The organism is Paenibacillus cineris (genome assembly GCF_018333335.1).
In the GTDB taxonomy this organism is placed as follows: domain Bacteria; phylum Bacillota; class Bacilli; order Paenibacillales; family Paenibacillaceae; genus Paenibacillus_AQ; species Paenibacillus_AQ favisporus.
The window spans coordinates 1,141,120-1,159,480 of sequence record NZ_BORU01000001.1 but is presented as its reverse complement, the minus strand read 5'-3'; the positions used below and the strand labels follow the sequence as shown (position 1 = coordinate 1,159,480).

16 protein-coding genes and 1 pseudogene are annotated in these 18,361 nt (G+C 49.3%); 6 read left to right on the top strand and 11 right to left on the bottom strand.

The features are described from left to right. Positions 1 to 54: 54 nt before the first annotated feature. From KI379_RS05725 to KI379_RS05695, 7 genes and pseudogenes are all read right to left on the bottom strand, one after another. Positions 55 to 357: a hypothetical protein gene (locus tag KI379_RS05725; protein ID WP_212983020.1), complete on the bottom strand. Its 303-nt coding sequence runs from the start codon at positions 355 to 357 to the stop codon at positions 55 to 57. Positions 358 to 650: 293 nt separating this feature from the next. Then, the gene (locus KI379_RS05720) at positions 651 to 4,127 is read right to left on the bottom strand and encodes a DUF5722 domain-containing protein (protein WP_212983019.1); all 3,477 of its coding nucleotides are present in this window, start codon (positions 4,125 to 4,127) and stop codon (positions 651 to 653) included. Between the two features lie 291 nt (positions 4,128 to 4,418). After that, entirely contained in the window at positions 4,419 to 4,733 is a 315-nt protein-coding gene (locus KI379_RS05715) for a thioredoxin family protein (RefSeq protein WP_089546286.1), read from the bottom strand. A gap of 99 nt (positions 4,734 to 4,832) precedes the next feature. Continuing rightward, entirely contained in the window at positions 4,833 to 5,594 is a 762-nt protein-coding gene (locus KI379_RS05710) for an SDR family oxidoreductase (RefSeq protein WP_212983018.1), read from the bottom strand. Positions 5,595 to 5,661: 67 nt separating this feature from the next. Continuing rightward, positions 5,662 to 6,078, bottom strand: coding sequence for a hypothetical protein (locus KI379_RS05705; RefSeq protein ID WP_212983017.1), 417 nt, complete (start codon positions 6,076 to 6,078; stop codon positions 5,662 to 5,664). A gap of 207 nt (positions 6,079 to 6,285) precedes the next feature. Continuing rightward, the gene (locus KI379_RS05700) at positions 6,286 to 7,353 is read right to left on the bottom strand and encodes a glycoside hydrolase family 88/105 protein (RefSeq protein ID WP_212983016.1); all 1,068 of its coding nucleotides are present in this window, start codon (positions 7,351 to 7,353) and stop codon (positions 6,286 to 6,288) included. A gap of 155 nt (positions 7,354 to 7,508) precedes the next feature. Next, a pseudogene (locus KI379_RS05695) lies at positions 7,509 to 7,652 on the bottom strand (beta-galactosidase); the annotation flags it as partial. A 123-nt stretch (positions 7,653 to 7,775) separates the two neighbouring features. On the opposite strand from KI379_RS05695, the gene KI379_RS05690 reads away from it, so the two are divergent. Further along, positions 7,776 to 8,630, top strand: a complete 855-nt coding sequence (locus tag KI379_RS05690; RefSeq protein WP_212983015.1) for an AraC family transcriptional regulator — start codon at positions 7,776 to 7,778, stop codon at positions 8,628 to 8,630. 82 nt (positions 8,631 to 8,712) lie between these two features. Here KI379_RS05690 and KI379_RS05685 read toward each other — a convergent pair whose 3' ends face one another. Beyond that, on the bottom strand, positions 8,713 to 10,269 hold the full coding sequence (locus KI379_RS05685; RefSeq protein ID WP_212983014.1) for a glycoside hydrolase family 31 protein: 1,557 nt from the start codon (positions 10,267 to 10,269) through the stop codon (positions 8,713 to 8,715). 118 nt (positions 10,270 to 10,387) lie between these two features. Here KI379_RS05685 and KI379_RS05680 point away from each other — a divergent pair, with 118 nt between their 5' ends. Beyond that, positions 10,388 to 11,260, top strand: coding sequence for an AraC family transcriptional regulator (locus KI379_RS05680; protein WP_212983013.1), 873 nt, complete (start codon positions 10,388 to 10,390; stop codon positions 11,258 to 11,260). Between the two features lie 55 nt (positions 11,261 to 11,315). Here the strand turns inward: KI379_RS05680 and KI379_RS05675 are convergent, their stop codons facing one another. The 3 genes from KI379_RS05675 to KI379_RS05665 are packed head-to-tail and all read right to left on the bottom strand — an operon-like array spanning position 11,316 to position 12,511. Then, the gene (locus tag KI379_RS05675; RefSeq protein WP_145022745.1) at positions 11,316 to 11,813 is read right to left on the bottom strand and encodes an SRPBCC family protein; all 498 of its coding nucleotides are present in this window, start codon (positions 11,811 to 11,813) and stop codon (positions 11,316 to 11,318) included. 19 nt (positions 11,814 to 11,832) lie between these two features. After that, positions 11,833 to 12,156 carry an ArsR/SmtB family transcription factor gene (locus tag KI379_RS05670; RefSeq protein WP_212983012.1) on the bottom strand — a complete coding sequence of 108 codons (324 nt, stop codon included), beginning with the start codon at positions 12,154 to 12,156 and terminating at the stop codon, positions 11,833 to 11,835. A 19-nt stretch (positions 12,157 to 12,175) separates the two neighbouring features. Then, positions 12,176 to 12,511 carry a DUF1801 domain-containing protein gene (locus KI379_RS05665; protein ID WP_212983011.1) on the bottom strand — a complete coding sequence of 112 codons (336 nt, stop codon included), beginning with the start codon at positions 12,509 to 12,511 and terminating at the stop codon, positions 12,176 to 12,178. A gap of 257 nt (positions 12,512 to 12,768) precedes the next feature. Between KI379_RS05665 and KI379_RS05660 the strand changes: the two genes are divergently transcribed. From KI379_RS05660 to KI379_RS05645, 4 genes are all read left to right on the top strand, one after another. After that, positions 12,769 to 13,866, top strand: a complete 1,098-nt coding sequence (locus KI379_RS05660) for an AI-2E family transporter (RefSeq protein ID WP_076169009.1) — start codon at positions 12,769 to 12,771, stop codon at positions 13,864 to 13,866. Positions 13,867 to 14,153: 287 nt separating this feature from the next. Beyond that, positions 14,154 to 16,295 carry an EAL domain-containing protein gene (locus KI379_RS05655; RefSeq protein WP_244879201.1) on the top strand — a complete coding sequence of 714 codons (2,142 nt, stop codon included), beginning with the start codon at positions 14,154 to 14,156 and terminating at the stop codon, positions 16,293 to 16,295. Between the two features lie 4 nt (positions 16,296 to 16,299). After that, the gene (locus KI379_RS05650; protein ID WP_212983009.1) at positions 16,300 to 17,949 is read left to right on the top strand and encodes a thiamine pyrophosphate-binding protein; all 1,650 of its coding nucleotides are present in this window, start codon (positions 16,300 to 16,302) and stop codon (positions 17,947 to 17,949) included. A gap of 18 nt (positions 17,950 to 17,967) precedes the next feature. Continuing rightward, entirely contained in the window at positions 17,968 to 18,360 is a 393-nt protein-coding gene (locus KI379_RS05645; protein ID WP_076169017.1) for a carboxymuconolactone decarboxylase family protein, read from the top strand. Position 18,361: the final 1 nt, after the last annotated feature.

Below are 18,361 nucleotides of genomic sequence, written 5' to 3'. Positions count from 1 at the left end.
CTTTACCTCCAGCTTATGCTGATCTCGAGTATCCAGAAAATGACTGCTTATGAATTATGATTCGTCGACCGCTCTGTACACAAAGTTCAATCGTCCTTCCGGCGCCGTGTCGCCGTGCAAATAAAAGTCTGCGATGTCCCCTTCGTTCTGCATATGGTCCACCCACTTGAACTCGATCCATATTCCTTTCGCCCGGTCTTTCGGAGCTTCATCGCCCCTTAGCAGTGCGAGCGGGATTTCAACATACATTTCATTCCCCGAAACGAAATAACGGATCTCTGCCGACGCTTTCCAGTTCCAACCCCCAGTGCTGTGTTCCAACAGCGCCTTGGAACGGTCTATGACTGTCCTGTTCACAATGTAATGGTACCCCTCCCATCCCGGGCTATCTCCCAACGGATCCGTGTCACACATAGGCGGCTCAACCTCCATTAACGAATATCACAAGCATTTATTTCTAGAATTAAGTATTCTTATTAATTATATAATATACTTTGTTTGAGTATTTTACAACTGAATATACATTGTTTGATTTGATCGCCAATAGGACAACTAAAAAAGACTGCGGCACTCCCTACCGAGCACCACAGTCATTTCTATATAAGTTGAGAAGCTTGAATGGATGATAGTCGCAAGTACGTAAAATGTCCCTACGATCGCTCCCACGCCAAAGGAAAAGTGAATTTACGGGAATCATAATCCAACGTCAATGCCAGATCCTGTTCATTCAACGGAGCATATCGGGTGATCTCCAAGGTGATGTTCTTGCTCATCCCTGTTCCAACGTCGCCAAGATCAATACTTTCCTGGGATGCCTGAACTCCTTGGGGGAACTCCACCCTCACCTTCTTGTTCAGCTTCTGGGATCCGAGATTGGTGACCGTGACGCTGAGCTTCGCCCCAACCTCAAGCTTGGGCGTCAGCTGCTGTACCGAAATCTTCAGGTTGGACGAATGAGGATCATATTTCACTTTTTCGGCAAAACGGGCTTCATCCACACGGAGTTCTCCTGTCAAAGGAGCTCCTCCCTCGGAGCGCACCCAGATTTTCACCCGGTCAACGGACTTTGCTCCCTTCCATTCCCCAAGCGGAAGCGAGACCAGCTGCCATTCCTTCGCTGCATCCAGCATGGCAGTTCCTTCGATCCGGTCAAATCCGCTGTACACAATAATCTTCGCCTCATATGCCTTTTCCGGATTCACATCGGCCAGCCGAAGCGCGGCTGTGAAATAGGGTGTTTTTCTGGCATCGACCGGCTCCGTGAACTGTTTCTGCACGCCGGCCCAATTTTTCGCGTACGGGCTGTTGAATCTGGCTGCCAGGTAGCCCGTTCCGATGAAGGCATCGCCGGAAGCTTTGCTCACTTCCTGCACCTCATCCGATGCGGCATAGCCGTCGGTGCCGGATTCAAAACCGCTTCCTTCCCTTGGTTTCTGCACGTCACGAATGTAATCAAGGCCGCCGATCGAGGGAATCGTCCGGTCCTGAAGCTGGCCGGGATCAAAATTCGGAATCACCTCCTGCCAATCCGAAATTCCGATGATCGGCTTGGCAAACTCAGTTACTTCCAGCGAGCGGGCCGTATCGATATATTTAAAGACATCATAAATATATTTCGGTTGATCCGGCGTCACGACGCTGTCCGGGGTATGGGTCCACAAGCCGAGATTAAGCCCGCCCTCCTGTCCATGGTCAACATGCCGGTGGAGGATGAAAGCGTCAATGCCGTCCAAAAACTTCACTTTATAATAAGCATAGGCATAAGCGGCCGCCTGAAGCTTCTGATGCTCTTCCGAATTGGTCAAGCTGTGGAAGCCTTGCTCCGACAGGATGATTCGCCGCATCTGCCCGTTATGGAGAAGCTCCGGCTGCTTCATATAATCCACAAGAACGCCCAGGTTTTTAAACGTAATGCGCTGGGTGTCAAACGAATCCGTTGCCGTGGCATCATTCCAGAAGCGCGGGTTGAACAAATCTTCCGGGTAAGGATGCGCAGCAATGTTCCAGGCGAAATCGCCTTCTTTACGCGATAATTCCGCCATTTTATCGACAATGACCTTGTTATCGTATTTCCAAAGAGAAGCATCGTCCAGCTTTTCATTCCAGAAATGGTCCAAAGATACATACGTTCTGGCGTTGGCGTACTCGCTTTTGACGATGGTGTCGATCAGCCGGAAGGTCTGGACATACTCCCGGACGTAGGCATCCACCTTTTTGGGCCCCATATTGTTCCAAACTTTGTTCTGGCCGACTTCATTGCCGACGATATAATTCACGGCTCTCCCGTATTGTTCGCTTGGCATCGAATAACGCTGCGCCATGAACCTGGTAGCCGCCTTCACGTATTTTACGCCCATGTCATTACTCGTATTGAGCGCATATACGGTCCCTCCGGGCTCGGAGTCCGGATGGATCAGGAACTCATTAGGTGAATCGGGATCCTTGATATCATACATGATCAAGATCAGGGAGACGATAATGCCGTTGTCGGACAAGCTTTTGATAGCGTTATCCATACGTTCGATCCGGTCTTTGCGGAAATAGAAGGTTTCTCCCTCGAGGTCGTAAGCTATCGTGTTCTCCGGATGGTTATCGGATTTGTACATCAGTTCGTTGTAGCTTACATTCAGAGCGGCATGGCTGATTCCAAGCTCCTGGGCATCACCTGTCATTTGTACCTGAAGCCCCTTGATGCTTTGCGCCTCCGGATAGGGCTCGGTATTGCGCGCAGTGGCTTCCGGATTGATGATATACTGTGGAGCGTCCATTGGAGTGTATGTGCCGTCTTCCGCACGATATGCAACGGCGAATTTGGAGTAGAGACGGCTCCGCTGCCCGTCATTCACAGCCGTTTCGAACCGGAACGACTCGCTCAGACCGGTCTTGGCAAGAGGCGTCTTGGCTGAGAGCACATCCTTCGCATCCTCGTAGGTTGCCAATTCAAACAGCTCCAGCTGGCCTTCGGGATGAGAAGCCACAAAATCGGGCCCAACCGTTCCTTCAACGATGATCCTGCCGTCCTGATCGATTCTCGCTTCCGCTTTGCCTGCATAAGGCTGCTCCATTTCCGGCAGCTGCCTGAAGCGAATCTGGTCCACCTTGATCGTACCGGCCGCTGCTTCCGGAATGATGCGGAATGCGGTGACGACGCCCTGCCATCCGGGATGATCCGAGAAGTTAAAATCCTGCGAGAAGGTGCCGCTGGCCGGAACGGTGAACGATTTCACCTGATCGTCAGACCACTCTCCCCCTTCGGTCCGCCACTGGATTTTCAGTTCCTGAGCGCCCGTGTCGTTCGTCATGTCGATCGTCATGCCGTTCCTCTGAGTCGTATCGATCTTGATTTCCGGTGATTCGATGTACCCGCCTTCGGCCTCCATGCGGTATACCAATGCCCCGTCTTGTGCCTGGACCGAGCCGTTCATGGCGGTGAAGGCTTCAGTTTCCCCTTCCTGATTAAACCCGAGATCAATCACGTTCGTCGCACAGATGTAATCGATCTGAAAGCGCCCATCCCAGGAATCGTATCCCGGCTGCCCCGGCTGCACATTTTCCAAATCGAAATTTTGCATAAAGGATATTTCCATCTTGGTGACGGCATGTTTGCCTCCCCAATCCCCCAGACGGATAAAGACCCGTTTCCATTGGTCCGGGCGGATATGGGCGATGCTCTCAAACTCGTCGTCTCCACTGAACAATTTCACCTTCAGCACATAGTCTGCAGAGACCTGCCAACCCCAGCTGTCTGCCGCAAAAGCCAGGAAACGGTAGGCAGACAAGTCCTTCGGCTGCTCGTATTCCGTATAGATCGTGCGCCATTCATACACTTTGACCGGGTTCGGGACCTGTTCCAGAGCACCGCTTCCTTCATACGGCGAGTTCGGGCCGTTTAGCATACTTGTCACATACTTGACCTCTTTGGTGTTGGTTCCCGCTTTCCAGGACGCTACATCTTCAGGTGTGTTGAAATCGTGGAGGACGAGGGCAGGAATCAAATCCTGGCCTGTGAGGACATGATCGGACTGCGGAAGATCCGGTATATACGGACCTGCGTGCACCTTGAATACCGGAACAAGCTGAATGAGCATGACCACGGACAAAATACCTGATAACAGTCGCAGACGCACTTTGTGAACCTCCTTTATCATTATATTCGGTATGTATTTTATATTTTAAGTATTCTTAATACAATCATTATTTTTCAATGTATACTTAAATAATTCTCCAGGCCTATTCGTTTCGATCCTTTTGACAGGATTCGCTTTATTCAAGCAATTCTCTGCGTTTTTTGCGAAAGTTTGCGATGTGAAATCAGTCATTAGAAAAATAAAAAAAGCTCACCACTGAAAAATCACAGTGATAAGCAATCCGTAAACCATTCTTCAATCCGGCTTAACATGTCGTCTTCCGTATCATGATCACAACGTATTAAGAAATTCTCTGGCTTGCTGCGGAGTCTTTAAATTGGCACTATGAAGATGAGCCACTTTTTGTCCGTTCCTGAAAACCAGCAGGCTTGGAATACCTCGTACGTCCTGCCCTTCGGCTACATCCACAAGTTCCTCCACGTTAACATCATAGAAATTAAAAGTCGGATATTCACTTATGATCTGTCCGAAGTGCTGGTCCAAGCGTTTGCAGTCCGGGCACCAATCCGCATAAAACTTGACAACCGCTGTTTGATCTCCCTGAATCTCACGTTCAAATTCCGAAGCAGAACTTAATTTTTTCATTTCCCTTCATCTCCCGTTATATATTTCAATGATTTTCTATCCCCGTTCCCTGCTACCAGCTAACTATATGGAAATGAACATTCTAAATATTCCGCAAACTTACCAAGGCAGCGAATCGTTCAAGTGAAAGAAGCCCCCAGTCGGCCCGTCTTCTTGGAGCGAAGCCAACAATACACTCGTCTCGCTGCCGCCTGCTTCATCCAGATCTGCATGTTCCCCGCCAAGCTGCGTACGGACCCACCCCGGATGTACAGAGTTCACTTTGATCGAAGTATCCTTGAGCTCATGTGCCAGATGAATGGTAAAAGCGTTCAGCGCCGCTTTCGAGGCATTATAACCAAAGGTTTTGATAGAATAAATCGGCGAGCCTGGATCTGCCTGCAGGGTTAATGAGCCTAAGATGCTGGACACGTTGACGATCCGGCCTGCTTCCGATTTGCGGATCAATGGAAGCAAAGTTTGGGTTAACTCAACTTGAGCAAAAAAGTTCACATCGAACGTATCGCGCAGCTCTTTTAATGGTATAGCACTCGTCTGGTTTTGCGTCGCGGCAGAAATGCTGGACTGCTCGAGGAGGACGCCGGCATTGTTCACCAAAATATCCAGCCTGCCATACGTTTCTTCAAGGTACTGATAGACAGCGGCATGATCTTGTTGATCGGTCACGTCAATTTGAATGCTTACAGCCTTTAGCCCTTCTTGATGTAATTGATACGCTGCTTCATTTCCTTTACGGATATCACGCGAGCCGAGAATGACCGTTGCCCCCAATCGGGCCAAGCCGCGGGCGGTTTCCAGTCCGATTCCTCGTGTTGCACCTGTGATCAATGCGATTTTTCCTTCTAAATTTGGTTTTGTCATACTTGTCGTCTCCTTTTATTTGAGAATGAACATTCTAAAATGATGAAAATAATGTTGTAAATCCCTGTTAGCTGATCGCGCTCAGCAACGGTGACGGATTTGTCAACCAGCGTACCGCCTCATCCCACTCGGTGAAGCTTTCCTGGCGATAAGGCAGCGTTCCGAGCCCCTCGACCGTTCTGTTCAGACTCAGCTTAGCAACGACGCTGTGCGGCTGCAGCAGAGCCAGGTATTGAAGTCCGCTTTCAAACGCCCGCCGGATGAAAAACTCCCCAATCCATACCTTGTCTTCAGCCTTAATCGCCGAGCCATTGCGGGTATCCATCAGGACTTTGCTGCCGTTCATTTGTTTCAACAGTTTGGCTCCCTCCATCAGGATCGTTTGAAACTCCTGTCCGTATGCAAATCCTTTCCATTCGATGACCACGCTCTGCAACTCATCATTCCAAGTGACCACGCCGTTTTTAGATTGAAAATGTGTCAAGTCGTCCAACTCCTTTATTCTATTTCCTGTTTGTGGTTTTATCCTAACATATTGAGAACGATTGGTAAAGAATTATTTTTACTGATCGTTCTCAAATTTTATTTTCTATAACTTTTTTAATCGAGCTCGATCAAAAAAAAGCAACGAATCATGTTTGATTCGTTGCTCTCCATCACGTTCTGTTACATGAACCTCATTCTATTCATCTCACAAAGCATCCACCGACTTGTGATCCACTCTCGCTTCATTTTTCTTGAGCTCCTCAATCACCGATGTCAGAAACGCGAGCGCCAGTCCTTGCCCCCAGCCCTGGGCCCATTTCCTGTCGATGCCGAGGTATCCGGAGATGTCATTCATGACAGCAGTGCCGCCCGATACGTTCAGCACGCGGCCGTTGCCGGCAATGTTCGCCAGCAGGCCGTCGAGCGCCTTCTGCACATATTTTGCATGCAAAGGATTGCCTTGGGTTACCATGGCCGCTCCGATGCCCGCTGTGGCCGATACCTCGCCGTAAGCTTCCGGGTAGTCCAGAACCGTTCCCCACAGACCGTCTTCCTGCTGGAGCTTCTTAATCGCGGCTAGCTGATCGCGCAATGAGCTCCAAATATGCATCATTGGGGGATACAGATACCCTTCCGGCAGAATACGTGCCGCGCGGGCCATCGTATAGGCAGCCCAAGCGTTCGCACGCGCCCAGTAAATGCCTGACATATGATCCTGTTTAATATGGTTGTAGCCGTGATACCACAGGGCGTCGTTGTCGTCCTGCAAGTAGTTGATATGCCAGAAAAATTGATGCAGGGCGTCGTTAATGAGGTGTTTTTTATCGAACAGAATGCCTGCACGCAGCATGAAGTATGCCGCCATGAACAGCGTATCCGCCCAACATTGCTCCGGAAAATCGTTCCCCGACGATACCGTATGCTGAAGCACCCGATCGCCGAAACGCAGCGCATCATTCTCCAGGTAATCGAGTTTGCTGTGAATAATCTCCGCGTACTTCTCATCTTTTGTCTGCTCGTATAGCGTGAGCAGCATGTGACCCATGGCGCACGTATTCACCGTCCAGTCCGGCAGGCCGGCTTCGATATATTCTTCCACCCATTCCTTCATCCGTTCAAGGTAGGCCTGCTCACCCGTTACTTCAAATGCTCTGCTGACGCCATAATAAGCGACGCCTCCCGGCCAATCCCAAGTCAGGTCCATGTCGAACGTGTAAGACGCCACTCGTCCGGCGATTTGCTCCAAGTCGCTTCGGTTTGCGTTTATTTTCATCTCGGTTCATCCCCTATTCTCGTAATAGAGCCACGCGGTAACCAGGAACCCTTGAGGTGTAACTCTGCCAACCTGATGAGCTAGCTTCCATGAGACGTTATGCTACCGATCGAGCTTGACAATCCATACATCATGTCCCATCAGTTCCGCCCTTCCGCCCAGGCAAACACATTGAGCGTCACGACGTTTATACCAGCCAACTTGAACATACGTAAATCTTCGTCCCAGACCGGCTTCTCCCATTGATCCGGGTTGTAATCTCCGCCATACCAAATTTTCGCCTTTTTCGTATTGATCAACTTGTCACACCTCAATGTATATGATAAAACTGCAATGGATAACCCTATCTTAATGGCTTATGATATCTGTAAAAAATATAAAATTCGGGATTTTATATATAAGAATATGGAGGTTTTTATAAGATGCGCCGAGTCGTTCCCGCATTCCCTTCGGAGCTGCTGCCCCTGCAGCTGGAGACCATTGGGATCAAACCCGACCAGGAGACCATAGCAAGGCCCTCGGGCTATCCCTATTTCCATTGGCTTCAGACATTACATGGAGAGGGAGAACTATCAATTAACGGGTACACGTGGAAAATGACGGAACGATCGGGCGTTCTTCTCGCCCCGGGGACGCCTCATCGATATGAGCCCAAAGGCGGCGGCTGGCAGACCGGTTATATCACTTTTCATGGAAGTATCGCCGCCAGTTTCGTCCGTTCCCTCGGCTGGAGTGCCGCCGAATGGTTTCAATGGGAAGCCGGCCATGATCCGATAACCGACCAGCTAAAAAGCATGCTGGCGTTCGCCGAGTCGGGCGGCGATCCGTCGGGATGGCGGTATTCCGCGGATTTATACCGATTTCTTACGCTGCTTCGTACGGACGCCCGCACGGACAAGCGGCCGTCCATCTCGAAGCGGCTGGACCGGGTTCAAGGCCTGCTGAACTGGCTGGAACACGAATTCGCCAACCCGGAGATCGGCTTGGCGGAGATGGCTGCGCAGCTCGGCATCGGTGAACGGCAGCTGAATGAAAGATTTCGCGATCTGTTCGGGATGACGGCTTATGCCTATCTCATTCAGCTAAGGCTCCGCAAGGCGAAGGAATGGCTGCCTTACCGGCCCGATTGGACCGTGCGCCGCATCGGAGAAGCGGTGGGGTTTCGCGACGCGAGTCACTTCGTGGCTACGTTTCGGCAGAAGGAAGGGATGACGCCGGAGACCTACCGAAAGCTGTACGGCCCGGGGTCTGATCTGGAACGTCGACTGGACAACTAGCCGTAGGCGGATCAAAGGTAGATACAAACCAAAAGAGCTCAGCGTTCAGCTGAGCTCTTAACCCTTCCCTCTACTGCAGATTCTAGCTGGAAACCCGCTGCTCCCGGCGGTACCACGGAAGCCTGGACAGAGGAGCATCAACTTCAATTTCACACGGGCCAGTTACACGCGACCCGTCATCCCCATACCAAGTCCCTGAAGGGAATGCGATTGTTCTGATCGCCGCCCCTTTCTGGAGAACCGGGGCGACCAGCATTTCATCACCAAGCATAAATTGATCGGTGATTTGCTCGAAGCCCCCTTCCGGGAAAACGTATGCCATATGACGCATGATCGGCTCACCCGTTTCGGCGGCATGACGGGCTAACGCAGCGATTTCGTCTCCCATCCGGCAGTGCAGCGCTGCAGCTTCGATACATAAGTTCAAATGCGCTTCATCCAGCACCCGCCATGGTGCTGTAGAAAATTGCATCATGGGAAACAAAGCGGAGCACTGCGCGTACCGGACAAAAAGCTCCGCATCCACCTTGAAATCCGGGCGAATTAAGTCCTCGTATTGGCCGCCTCCAACCATATCGGGGCAGTTGAAGGCATATCCGATCAGTCCTTGAGCAAGTCCATTCGGAATCAGACTGGCTAATCCATCGTTGCCCCAGCTGTGGTTCTTATCGCTCAACCGCTGAACCAGCGGCTGGCCGGCCAGCTTCCAGCATGCCCGGTATTCGTTAAAGGCATAGCGGAGTCCGAGACGCGCCCAAGCTTCGGTCTGCTCATTCGGCGTCACCCGCCGATAGCTGATGTCCTCCGGCTTGTAATACTGAGGATCTCCCGCGTCCAGCTTAAAGCCATCGATCCCGTACGTTTCAACCAACCGGTCCAGCTCACCCGTAAACCAGCTTACCGCCTCCGGATTTGTGCCGTCGAGAACGGCGCTGAACCCGTTCCACCATTCGCGAACAACCGGTTTCCCATCCGGATTTTTCAGCAAATATCCCCGCCTCTTCAAGTCGCGGTATACCTCGCCGTCCGGACTGAAGAACGGACATACCCACAGGAGCACGCGGAACCCAAGCTCGTGAAGCCGGTTCACCATCCCCTGGGGATCGGGAAACCGTTCCGCATGAAACTTGAGCGTACCGTAGTCTTCATGCCAATTGTCGTCAATCATGAGGATGCCTGGCGGCAGCCCATGGGACAATATGTTTTCAGCGTAGGCGATCACCTTGTCCTGCGTTGGATGGTAGCTCATCTCCATCCACGTATTGTATTGGGGCACGGTAAAAAACTGCAAATCCGGAGCACGGCCGGCAGGAGGAAAATACTTCTGTGAAGCAAGGCGGTACGCATCACGCAGGGTGCTACCGCCTTCCTCGACCTTTATGTTTTCATCCCTTCCATCAATAACAAGTACTCGACCGTCAAAAGAAAACCGGTACGGTTCCTCCGACCAAACCAGTCTCCCCTTATTGGAGAGAAGCAGCGGCGCTGCTTGGTTATAGGCTGCATCGCCATATAGATCACGTGAATAGGGCTCGCTGCCAAACGGCATGAAGGTTCCATCTTGGACAGCTCCACCCCACCAATATTCATCTTCCCTCAAATCTATCCTCAGCGTTGCGTTATACTTCTTGTCCTCCATAGGTTCACCCACTTTGTTCTTGATACCTCGATCTTATGCGTGATCAATGACGAAGACAATCTAAAAGTATTGCGCTATACTATAACAAAATTGACTTCATGAATTTGGAGGTCACGACATGGTAACCCCTTCATCCTATGCTTTTCGAAGCGACGATCATTCAATATTGACATTAGATTCGGTCGGTTGGCAGATCATCCAGAGCGCGGAGTACAGCTTTGCAGGCGAGGATCGTCCGGATTGCGGGCACGTCATTTTTCAATATACGCTTAGCGGCCAAGGCATCCTGGAGTATGAGCAGCAGCGCTTCACACTGGACCAGGGAACAGGATTTCTGGTCAAAGTTCCAAGCAGACACCGGTACTATTATGTGGACAATGGAACGCCCTGGGAGATTCTATGGCTTAACTTGAGAGGGGAGGAAGCAAACCGGATTTGGGATCTTGTTATTGGACAAGAAGGGCCCGTCATTCACAGAGATGCTGACTCTCCCTTAATTCTAGATCTGTGGAAGCTTCTAAGCATGATAGCTGAGGAGAACGTTATTGATAAATATCAGCTGTCCCGTACTGTCTATGAGTGGATGCTTACTCTAGTCAAGACGAGCAGAGAAATAAACAAAGACATCAACGAGAACTCCATCTCCATTATTCTGAAGGCTAAACGTTTCATGAAGGAGCATTATGCTTCCCCAATAACGCTGGACATGCTCTCCGAACACTGCGGAGTTAACAAGCACTACTTATGCAGGCTATTCCAGAAGTCGGAGCAGTCCCCACCCCTTTCTTATTTGCGAGACCGGAGGGTTGAAGCCGCAGTCACCTTACTTCGAACCACAGATCTGCCGATCCAGGATGTTGGCAAACAATGCGCCTTTGAGAGCCCCAGCTACTTCGGCAAGGTGTTTCGTGAATATATGTCCATGACACCCAGGGAATATCGAATGAAGAAGTTCGAGTTTCCTTATGATGCAATCTATTACCATGAATAGCAAAAGCCGCGGAGCAAATGCTCTCCGAGGCTTTCAGTTCCCCTTGGTATTGGCTTTATTGTTGGCTGGCCAGGTAGTTTGCAAGTTGCTCGAAGGTACCTTCGAACCCTTGTGCAACCATTGGCGCCATCGAGTCGAATGCTTCCTGCTCCTCCTTAGAGGCATTGAGCGGTCCACCTTGCAGCGTCAGCACCGTCTTCCCCTCATTTTCCTCAAGTGTCAGAATATTCAGAATTTCCAGCGGCCAGTTCGGATTGAACGGAGCGCGAACGGTGTTACCTTCTTCATCGGAAAAGGACTGAACCCATACCAGCTTCTCCGGCGCCTGCACTTCCTGGTAAACGAATTTGCCCCACATCGCCTGCTGTCCATCCGGCGACTTCTGGCAGCCGAGAAACATTCCGCCTGGCCGAACGTCCATCTTAGCCACTTCAAGCGAAAACCCCTTTGGTCCCCACCAGTTGCCAAAGTGCGCCGGATTGGTCCAGACCTCAAATACCAGCTCCCGGGGGGCGTCAAACTCACGTTTCAATAAAAGTCCTTGAGTATTCATTAGTTCTCCTCCTTGGAATTTAGGGATAATCTGATTTTTTTAATTGATTAAGATAATCGGATAAACGGTCAAAACGGTCTTCCCACATACTGCGAAACGTATGGAGCCATACATCCATTTCCATGAATGGCTCAGCGCGAAGCCGGTAGATTCGCCGGTTGGCGTCCGCCCGAACTTCGACAAGGTCGGCTTCACTCAAAACTTTTAAATGTTTTGACGCTTGGGGTTGCCGGAGGTGCAGCCGATCCGCAATTTCCCCGACCGTAAGCGGACCTTCGCGCAACAGTTCAATGATCTGCAATCGGTTGGGTTCCGCGAGCGCGTTCAAAGTTGTCGTTTTCATTGTCCCCCCCGATTTCCTGTTACAACGTGCTGGAAGCTTGCTTCAGCAGACCTGACAGCAGAGCCAGATCCGGCGTGTCGCCTTCCCGCAATTTGATCCACTTCCGTTCAGCAGGCCCGTCGAATCCCTTTGGAAAATCGATGCTGTCTGCGTTCATGATCATGAACGCAATAGAGTCCTTTGCTGGCGAGATCACCGCTGCATAATGGCCGTTTTTCAAAAAATGCGGTTTCTTGTACTGAATGCGTTCTTCGACTTCCGAAATCGTCTCATGAACCATATTCCGCAGGGTTGAACACATCTCTCCCTGCCATTTCGGCAAATTTTCGATGTAGGCTGTAACCTCCTGATTCATCCCATTTTTCCCTCCCATTTGAATAGTTCTAAGCTTATGGGAAAAATATACCACCATAGGAATATTCCCGTCAAGGAATATTTAAATTATTTTGTTTATTATCAAAAACATTAAAGCGTTATACCTAGACAGATGTTCATTACATTATGAAACGTCATTCTTAAGCCAGCGTAAAAGTAAGTATCTTTAATTCTATTGTAGAGATAAGACCGAACGCAGGATGCCCAAGTTGCATCAAGCCGGGGAGTTTATACAAAATGGAGGGAAATCATTTGTTCACCACAAACAAAGCATTGCGCTTTGGCATGCTTATCGTATTGCTGTTTTTGATTATTTTCTTAGGATCCAAAGTGAGTTTTGTATTTCGTCCGATCATTGCCTTAATCGAGGTGGTCGCCATTCCGCTGCTTCTCTCCGTATTTTTTTACTATTTGCTCAGGCCGCTGGTAAAGTTAATGGAAAAATATAAAGTTAACCGGACCTTGGCCATTTTGATTATTTACGTCATTTTCGCGCTTGCCATCGTTTGGTTCATTACTAGCAAATGGCCTGTGCTCTACGGGCAGTTGATAAGCTTTCTAGATAATATCCCAAGTCTCTTGAGTTCCGTAGGGGAACAGATCAATGAGCTTGAGAAGAACGGATTCCTCGCTTCCTTATTTCCGGCCAATGAAAGCAATGGACTCTCATCCATCACCAATTACTTAAACAAAGGCTTTTCTTTCATGTCGAATTATTTAGGCGGTTTGTTTTCGTTTGTGTCTAATTTTACGATTATCCTGTTCACCTTCCCTATCCTCCTGTTTTTCATGCTAAAAGAAGGAGAGAAGTTCGGAAATATACTTGTGCGCGCAACGCCAAATCGTTATCAAAACGATTCCCGTGAGATTGTCACAGGAATCGACCATATGTTAAGCGGATTTATCGTTGGAAGAGTGATCGTCAATCTTTCGCTGGGTGTCTTAATGTATATCGGCTTCCTGATTATTGGCTTACCCTATGCCTTCTTGCTTACGGTCATATCCGTCATTGCAAACTTTATTCCGTTTGTCGGAGCCATCCTGTCTGCGATTCCGATTGTCATCGTAGGGCTGACGCAATCGCCGGCGACGGCTATATGGTCGCTTGTCATCATACTGGTCGCTCAGCAAGTTCAAGATAACTTGATCGCTCCCTATGTATTCGGTAAAAAGCTGGATATTCACCCCCTTACAACCGTAATCCTTGTCCTGGCTGCCGGCAATATCGGGGGAATCATCGCGATGATTGTTATCATTCCTGTTTATATGATGCTGAAAATCATTGCGGTTCGCGTATTCTCTCTATTTTTCAAAGAGAAATGGATGAAACTGTAACATCAACCCAGTGATCTCAGCGGGCTTCTTTTTTGTTTGCTTCTAATCACCCAGAATCTAACAGAAAATAAATTGAAAAAAACTTTGAGCGCCGTCATAATGAAAAAAGAACCGGTAAATTTCAGCTACATATCATTCAAGTAAATTTATTGCATTTTTCTTGGTAAAGTAGGGGGATTGATTTGACGAAGTTATCCTTGATCTCGGAGTCTAAAAAGAGATGTGAAAAGCTAGGTATTGATCCACAGGGGATTCCCTCCTTTACTAACTTTTTCTCAGAAGGCGATTTGAATCTAAAACGGGCAGAATACGAGGAAATACTGTCCGTCATTGATTTCTTTGTTCATAAGTTGTTGGAGCTCATGAAAGGGCTCCCGCTGCTCATCCTGATTACCGATGAGAACGGCTGCATACTGGAAATGGCCGGGGATGAAGCGATCAAGACTGTGATTCAGCAATCGGGCATTAAAGTTGGCCTCGTGTTCAATGAACACGAAGCGGGAACCAACAGCATTAATTTGGTTTTGGATCATCGTGAGCCGATTCAACTTGTCGGGGACGAGCATTATTATGAATTTTTATGGTCCTCGGCCTGTTATACCGTACCCTTTCAATATACAGATATCTCCAATTTGCTCGGAACCATTACGATCATGACGACGATCGACCAGCACAACCCCTTTTTACTGGCAATGCTATGCACGGTTGTCGATTCGATCGAAAGAGAACTGCTATTGAAGAAGCAAAACAGACGATTGCACATACTGAATCAGGTGGTCATCGAAACGACAAGAAACGGCATTATTATTACGGATCGGGATGGAAACATTACGGAGTTCAACAAGTTTGCTGAAATTTTAACCGGTGCCAAAAAGCAGGATGTCATCAATAAACCTATTCCGAATGCCAAAACAAACGACTTCATTAAAGAGGTCCTTCAAACGGGGAAAGAGTATGAAGATATGGAATTCATGCTGCGTCCTAAGATGGGACAAGACGAGCGGGTCTGCCTGTTTGACGCCTTCCCTATTCGCGATGAGAATATGCAGATCATGGGCGCATTCGCACAGTTTCGGGACATCACGGAGCGTTATCATACGCAAAAGCAAATCAATTATTTAGCCTACCATGACGATTTAACCGGTTTGCCGAATCGAAGGTTTTTCACCGGCCATATTGGTGAATTGCTGAGACAAGGGGTGAACGAAAACCGCATCTTTGCCGTCATGTTCCTCGATCTGGACAGCTTCAAGAAGATTAACGATACGCTGGGCCATAACAACGGCGACGTGCTGTTGAAGATGGTGGCCGAGCGTCTGAAAGCTTGCTGCCATGCTTCGGACCAACTGGTATCCAGAATGGGCGGGGATGAATTCACGATCCTCTTGGAAGAGATTAAGGATCAGACGGAAGCCATTCAGGTTGCGGAAGAGATTATTAGAGCGTTCGAGAAACCATTTGCAGTGGACGGCTATGAATTATATATCACAGCCAGTATCGGTATTGCCTTCTATCCTCAAGATGGCAGGGATGTCGAGATGCTGATGAAGAACGCCGACATTGCCCTTTACCAGATGAAAGACGATGGAAAGAACAACTATAACATTTTCAAATCTATCCCGAGCGGCGGCGGTATTGAACGGCTTACGCTGGAGAATTCGATCCGTAAAGCGCTGCAGCTAGAGGAATTCGTGTTATATTACCAGCCCCAGATCGATTCAAAGACAGGGGAAATCATCGGTACCGAGGCGCTTGTTCGCTGGAATCACCCGACTCTTGGCTTGATCCCCCCGGCTAAGTTCATCCCGATCGCCGAAGAAACAGGACTTATTGTCCCCCTCGGAAAATGGGTGCTCAAAACCGCCTGCCTTCAGCATCAAAAGTGGAAGGAAAAAGGGTTTCCCCCTATGCGCGTGTCGGTGAATCTCTCTTCTCGCCAATTTTCAAAGCATGATTTGGTAGAGACCATCAAAGAGATTTTACTCGAAACCCACATCGATCCCTCTTATCTGGAGCTCGAAATCACAGAGTCGATGACGATGAATGTTGAAGTTGCTATCGAGATACTCGGAAAGCTGAAGGAACTAGGTATACTGATCTGCATCGACGACTTTGGGACAGGCTACAGCAATCTCTCCTATCTGAAACAGTTTGCGATTGACCGGCTGAAGATTGATCAATCCTTTGTCAGGGATATCATGACGGATTCGAATGACGCGGACATTGTAGCTACGGTAATCGCGATGGCCCATAAGCTTGGAATCGATGTGATCGCAGAAGGCGTAGAAACGAAGGATCAGTTGAATTTCCTGCGCAGTCAGAACTGCCATGAAGTACAAGGCTTTTATTATTACCCACCTATACCAGCAGAACAAATCGAACAGTTGTTGATGCAAACGACGACCATAAAAACCAATTTGCAGGGGTGATAAGATGAAACAAAGAGTGTATACAATATTAGTCGAGCATTTTAAAAAATGGGGAATTACCCACGTGTTCGGCATTCCCGGAAAGTCCATCTCTCCGCTGATGCTGGAACTCGAAAACTATGATATTCAATATGTGCTGGGTCGTCACGAAGCCGGCTGTGGGTTTGAAGCATCCGGTTATGCCCTGGCAGCAAAAACGATGGGGATCGCGATTGGCACTTCCGGGCCGGGAGGAACAAACCTGATTACAGCCGCAGCGCAGGCCAAAGAATTCCAGCTGCCTGTATTGTTCATTACCGGACAGCCTTCGATGCAAGAGACTGGGCGCGCTTTAAGCCAGGATTCAAGCCAGTTCGGGGCAGATTTGGTTAAAATGTTCGAACCTGTCACCTTGTTCAGTGCTCGCATCGAACGTGGGGACACGCTCTATCTCTACCTTAAACATGCCTTGGAAAAAGCCTACACCGGCGAAAAGGGACCCGTTCATCTGTGCATCCCATTTGATGTGCTGATGGAGGAAGTGGAGACCTTCTACCTGCCATTGCCGGATCATATTTCACCCGTTGTATCTCCCGACGTTGATAAGGCCATCACGTTGCTGGATGAGGCCAAGAAACCTGTCCTCTTCGTGGGCAAAGGGGCCGTCATGTCGGATACCTATGACCAATTGCAGACGATTGCAGAACATTGGGGAATTCCTGTAATGACCACCCCTGGCGGGAAAGGAGCCTTTCCTACCAATCATCCCTTATACTTGGGCGGGTATGGCCTCGGCGGTTCCAAGTATGCAACCGATTATATGAAATCCGGCGTTGACCTGATGATCGTCGTCGGCAGCAAATTGTGCGACATGTCTTTGTCCGGATTTACGGCCGATATGGAGCCGGACAAGGTCTTGCAATTTGAGTATGACATTACGTTTGCAGGCAAAACCATTCAGGCGCCGACGCAATTGATCCTTGGCGATATCCGCTCCAACTTGACTCAGCTCATTTTGCGGAGCGGGGCAACGTCCAAAGAGCATGAGATGCTGACACCGCGGGCACAAGCGGCAGCAGCTGCATCCTCCCAGTTGGAATCCACCACGTTGTCGGCGGGAGCGGCGTTCAGGAGCTTGCGGGCCGTGCTTCCGAAAGAGGCGGTACTCTTCGGAGACGCAGGAAGTCACTCCTTTCATGCCGTACAGCATTTCGAAATCATCGAGCCCGGTACGTTCTTTTTCGATGAGGTGTTCATCGCGATGGGGGCGGCGATCGGCTATTCGATCGGAGCGAAAATAGCTATGCAAGATCGCCCTGTCGTCTGTGTGACCGGCGACGGCTGCATCATGATGCACGGCACCGAGATATCGACAGCAGTGAACCACGGGATTCCGGTTATCTTCTTTGTGCTGAATAACGGTCGCTTAGATATGGTGGAAAAGGGAATGTCCTATAACACGGGACGCTCCGTCGGTGCTGTCTATGAGCGGCCGCTGGATATTAGCTTGTTTGCCCAATCCATGGGCGCAACGGCATTTCGCTGTGAGAATGAAACCGACATTAAGCAGGCGGTTCAGACAGCTTTGCAGTCGAATACAGTAGCGGTCATCGAGGTCATGGTGGACCCTCAAGAAATCCCGCCAATCCTCACAAGACTGCTTAGCTTAGATTAAAACTTACGGAGGACGTATATGGAATCGAATCGGTATGATAAAGGAATAGAAGTGTTACAACGGATGGTCAGTGAAGAAACACTGAACGCGACGGTTAAAAAAATGGAGAAATTCAGTCCTGACATGGCCAAGCTGATTGTCGAGTTCCCTTATGGCTCGCTGTATTCCCGTCCAGGTCTGGATTTAAAGCAGCGGAGCCTGCTTACCATAGGGGCTATGATTGCTTCAGGAGCGGCCGCTCAACTCGATTTCCATATTCAAGGGGCTCTGAATGCCGGGCTTACGCCCAATGAGATTGTAGAGGCGGTCATGCACTGTGTATCTTATGCGGGCTTTCCCAAGACGCTGGATGCGATGTTTGTCGTTATGAAGGTGTTTGATGAACAGGGAATTACATACGAAGAAGCATGAC

Bases quoted from the DNA above. Each gene is read 5' to 3' on its own strand.
- KI379_RS05715 (WP_089546286.1), bottom strand. From the start codon at position 4,733: ATGAAAAAATTAAGTTCTGCTTCGGAATTTGAACGTGAGATTCAGGGA.
- KI379_RS05710 (WP_212983018.1), bottom strand. From the start codon at position 5,594: ATGACAAAACCAAATTTAGAAGGAAAAATCGCATTGATCACAGGTGCA.
- KI379_RS05700 (WP_212983016.1), bottom strand. From the start codon at position 7,353: ATGAAAATAAACGCAAACCGAAGCGACTTGGAGCAAATCGCCGGACGA.
- KI379_RS05690 (WP_212983015.1), top strand. From the start codon at position 7,776: ATGCGCCGAGTCGTTCCCGCATTCCCTTCGGAGCTGCTGCCCCTGCAG.
- KI379_RS05685 (WP_212983014.1), bottom strand. From the start codon at position 10,269: ATGGAGGACAAGAAGTATAACGCAACGCTGAGGATAGATTTGAGGGAA.
- KI379_RS05680 (WP_212983013.1), top strand. From the start codon at position 10,388: ATGGTAACCCCTTCATCCTATGCTTTTCGAAGCGACGATCATTCAATA.
- KI379_RS05675 (WP_145022745.1), bottom strand. From the start codon at position 11,813: ATGAATACTCAAGGACTTTTATTGAAACGTGAGTTTGACGCCCCCCGG.
- KI379_RS05670 (WP_212983012.1), bottom strand. From the start codon at position 12,156: ATGAAAACGACAACTTTGAACGCGCTCGCGGAACCCAACCGATTGCAG.
- KI379_RS05665 (WP_212983011.1), bottom strand. From the start codon at position 12,511: ATGAATCAGGAGGTTACAGCCTACATCGAAAATTTGCCGAAATGGCAG.
- KI379_RS05660 (WP_076169009.1), top strand. From the start codon at position 12,769: ATGGAGGGAAATCATTTGTTCACCACAAACAAAGCATTGCGCTTTGGC.
- KI379_RS05650 (WP_212983009.1), top strand. From the start codon at position 16,300: ATGAAACAAAGAGTGTATACAATATTAGTCGAGCATTTTAAAAAATGG.
- KI379_RS05645 (WP_076169017.1), top strand. From the start codon at position 17,968: ATGGAATCGAATCGGTATGATAAAGGAATAGAAGTGTTACAACGGATG.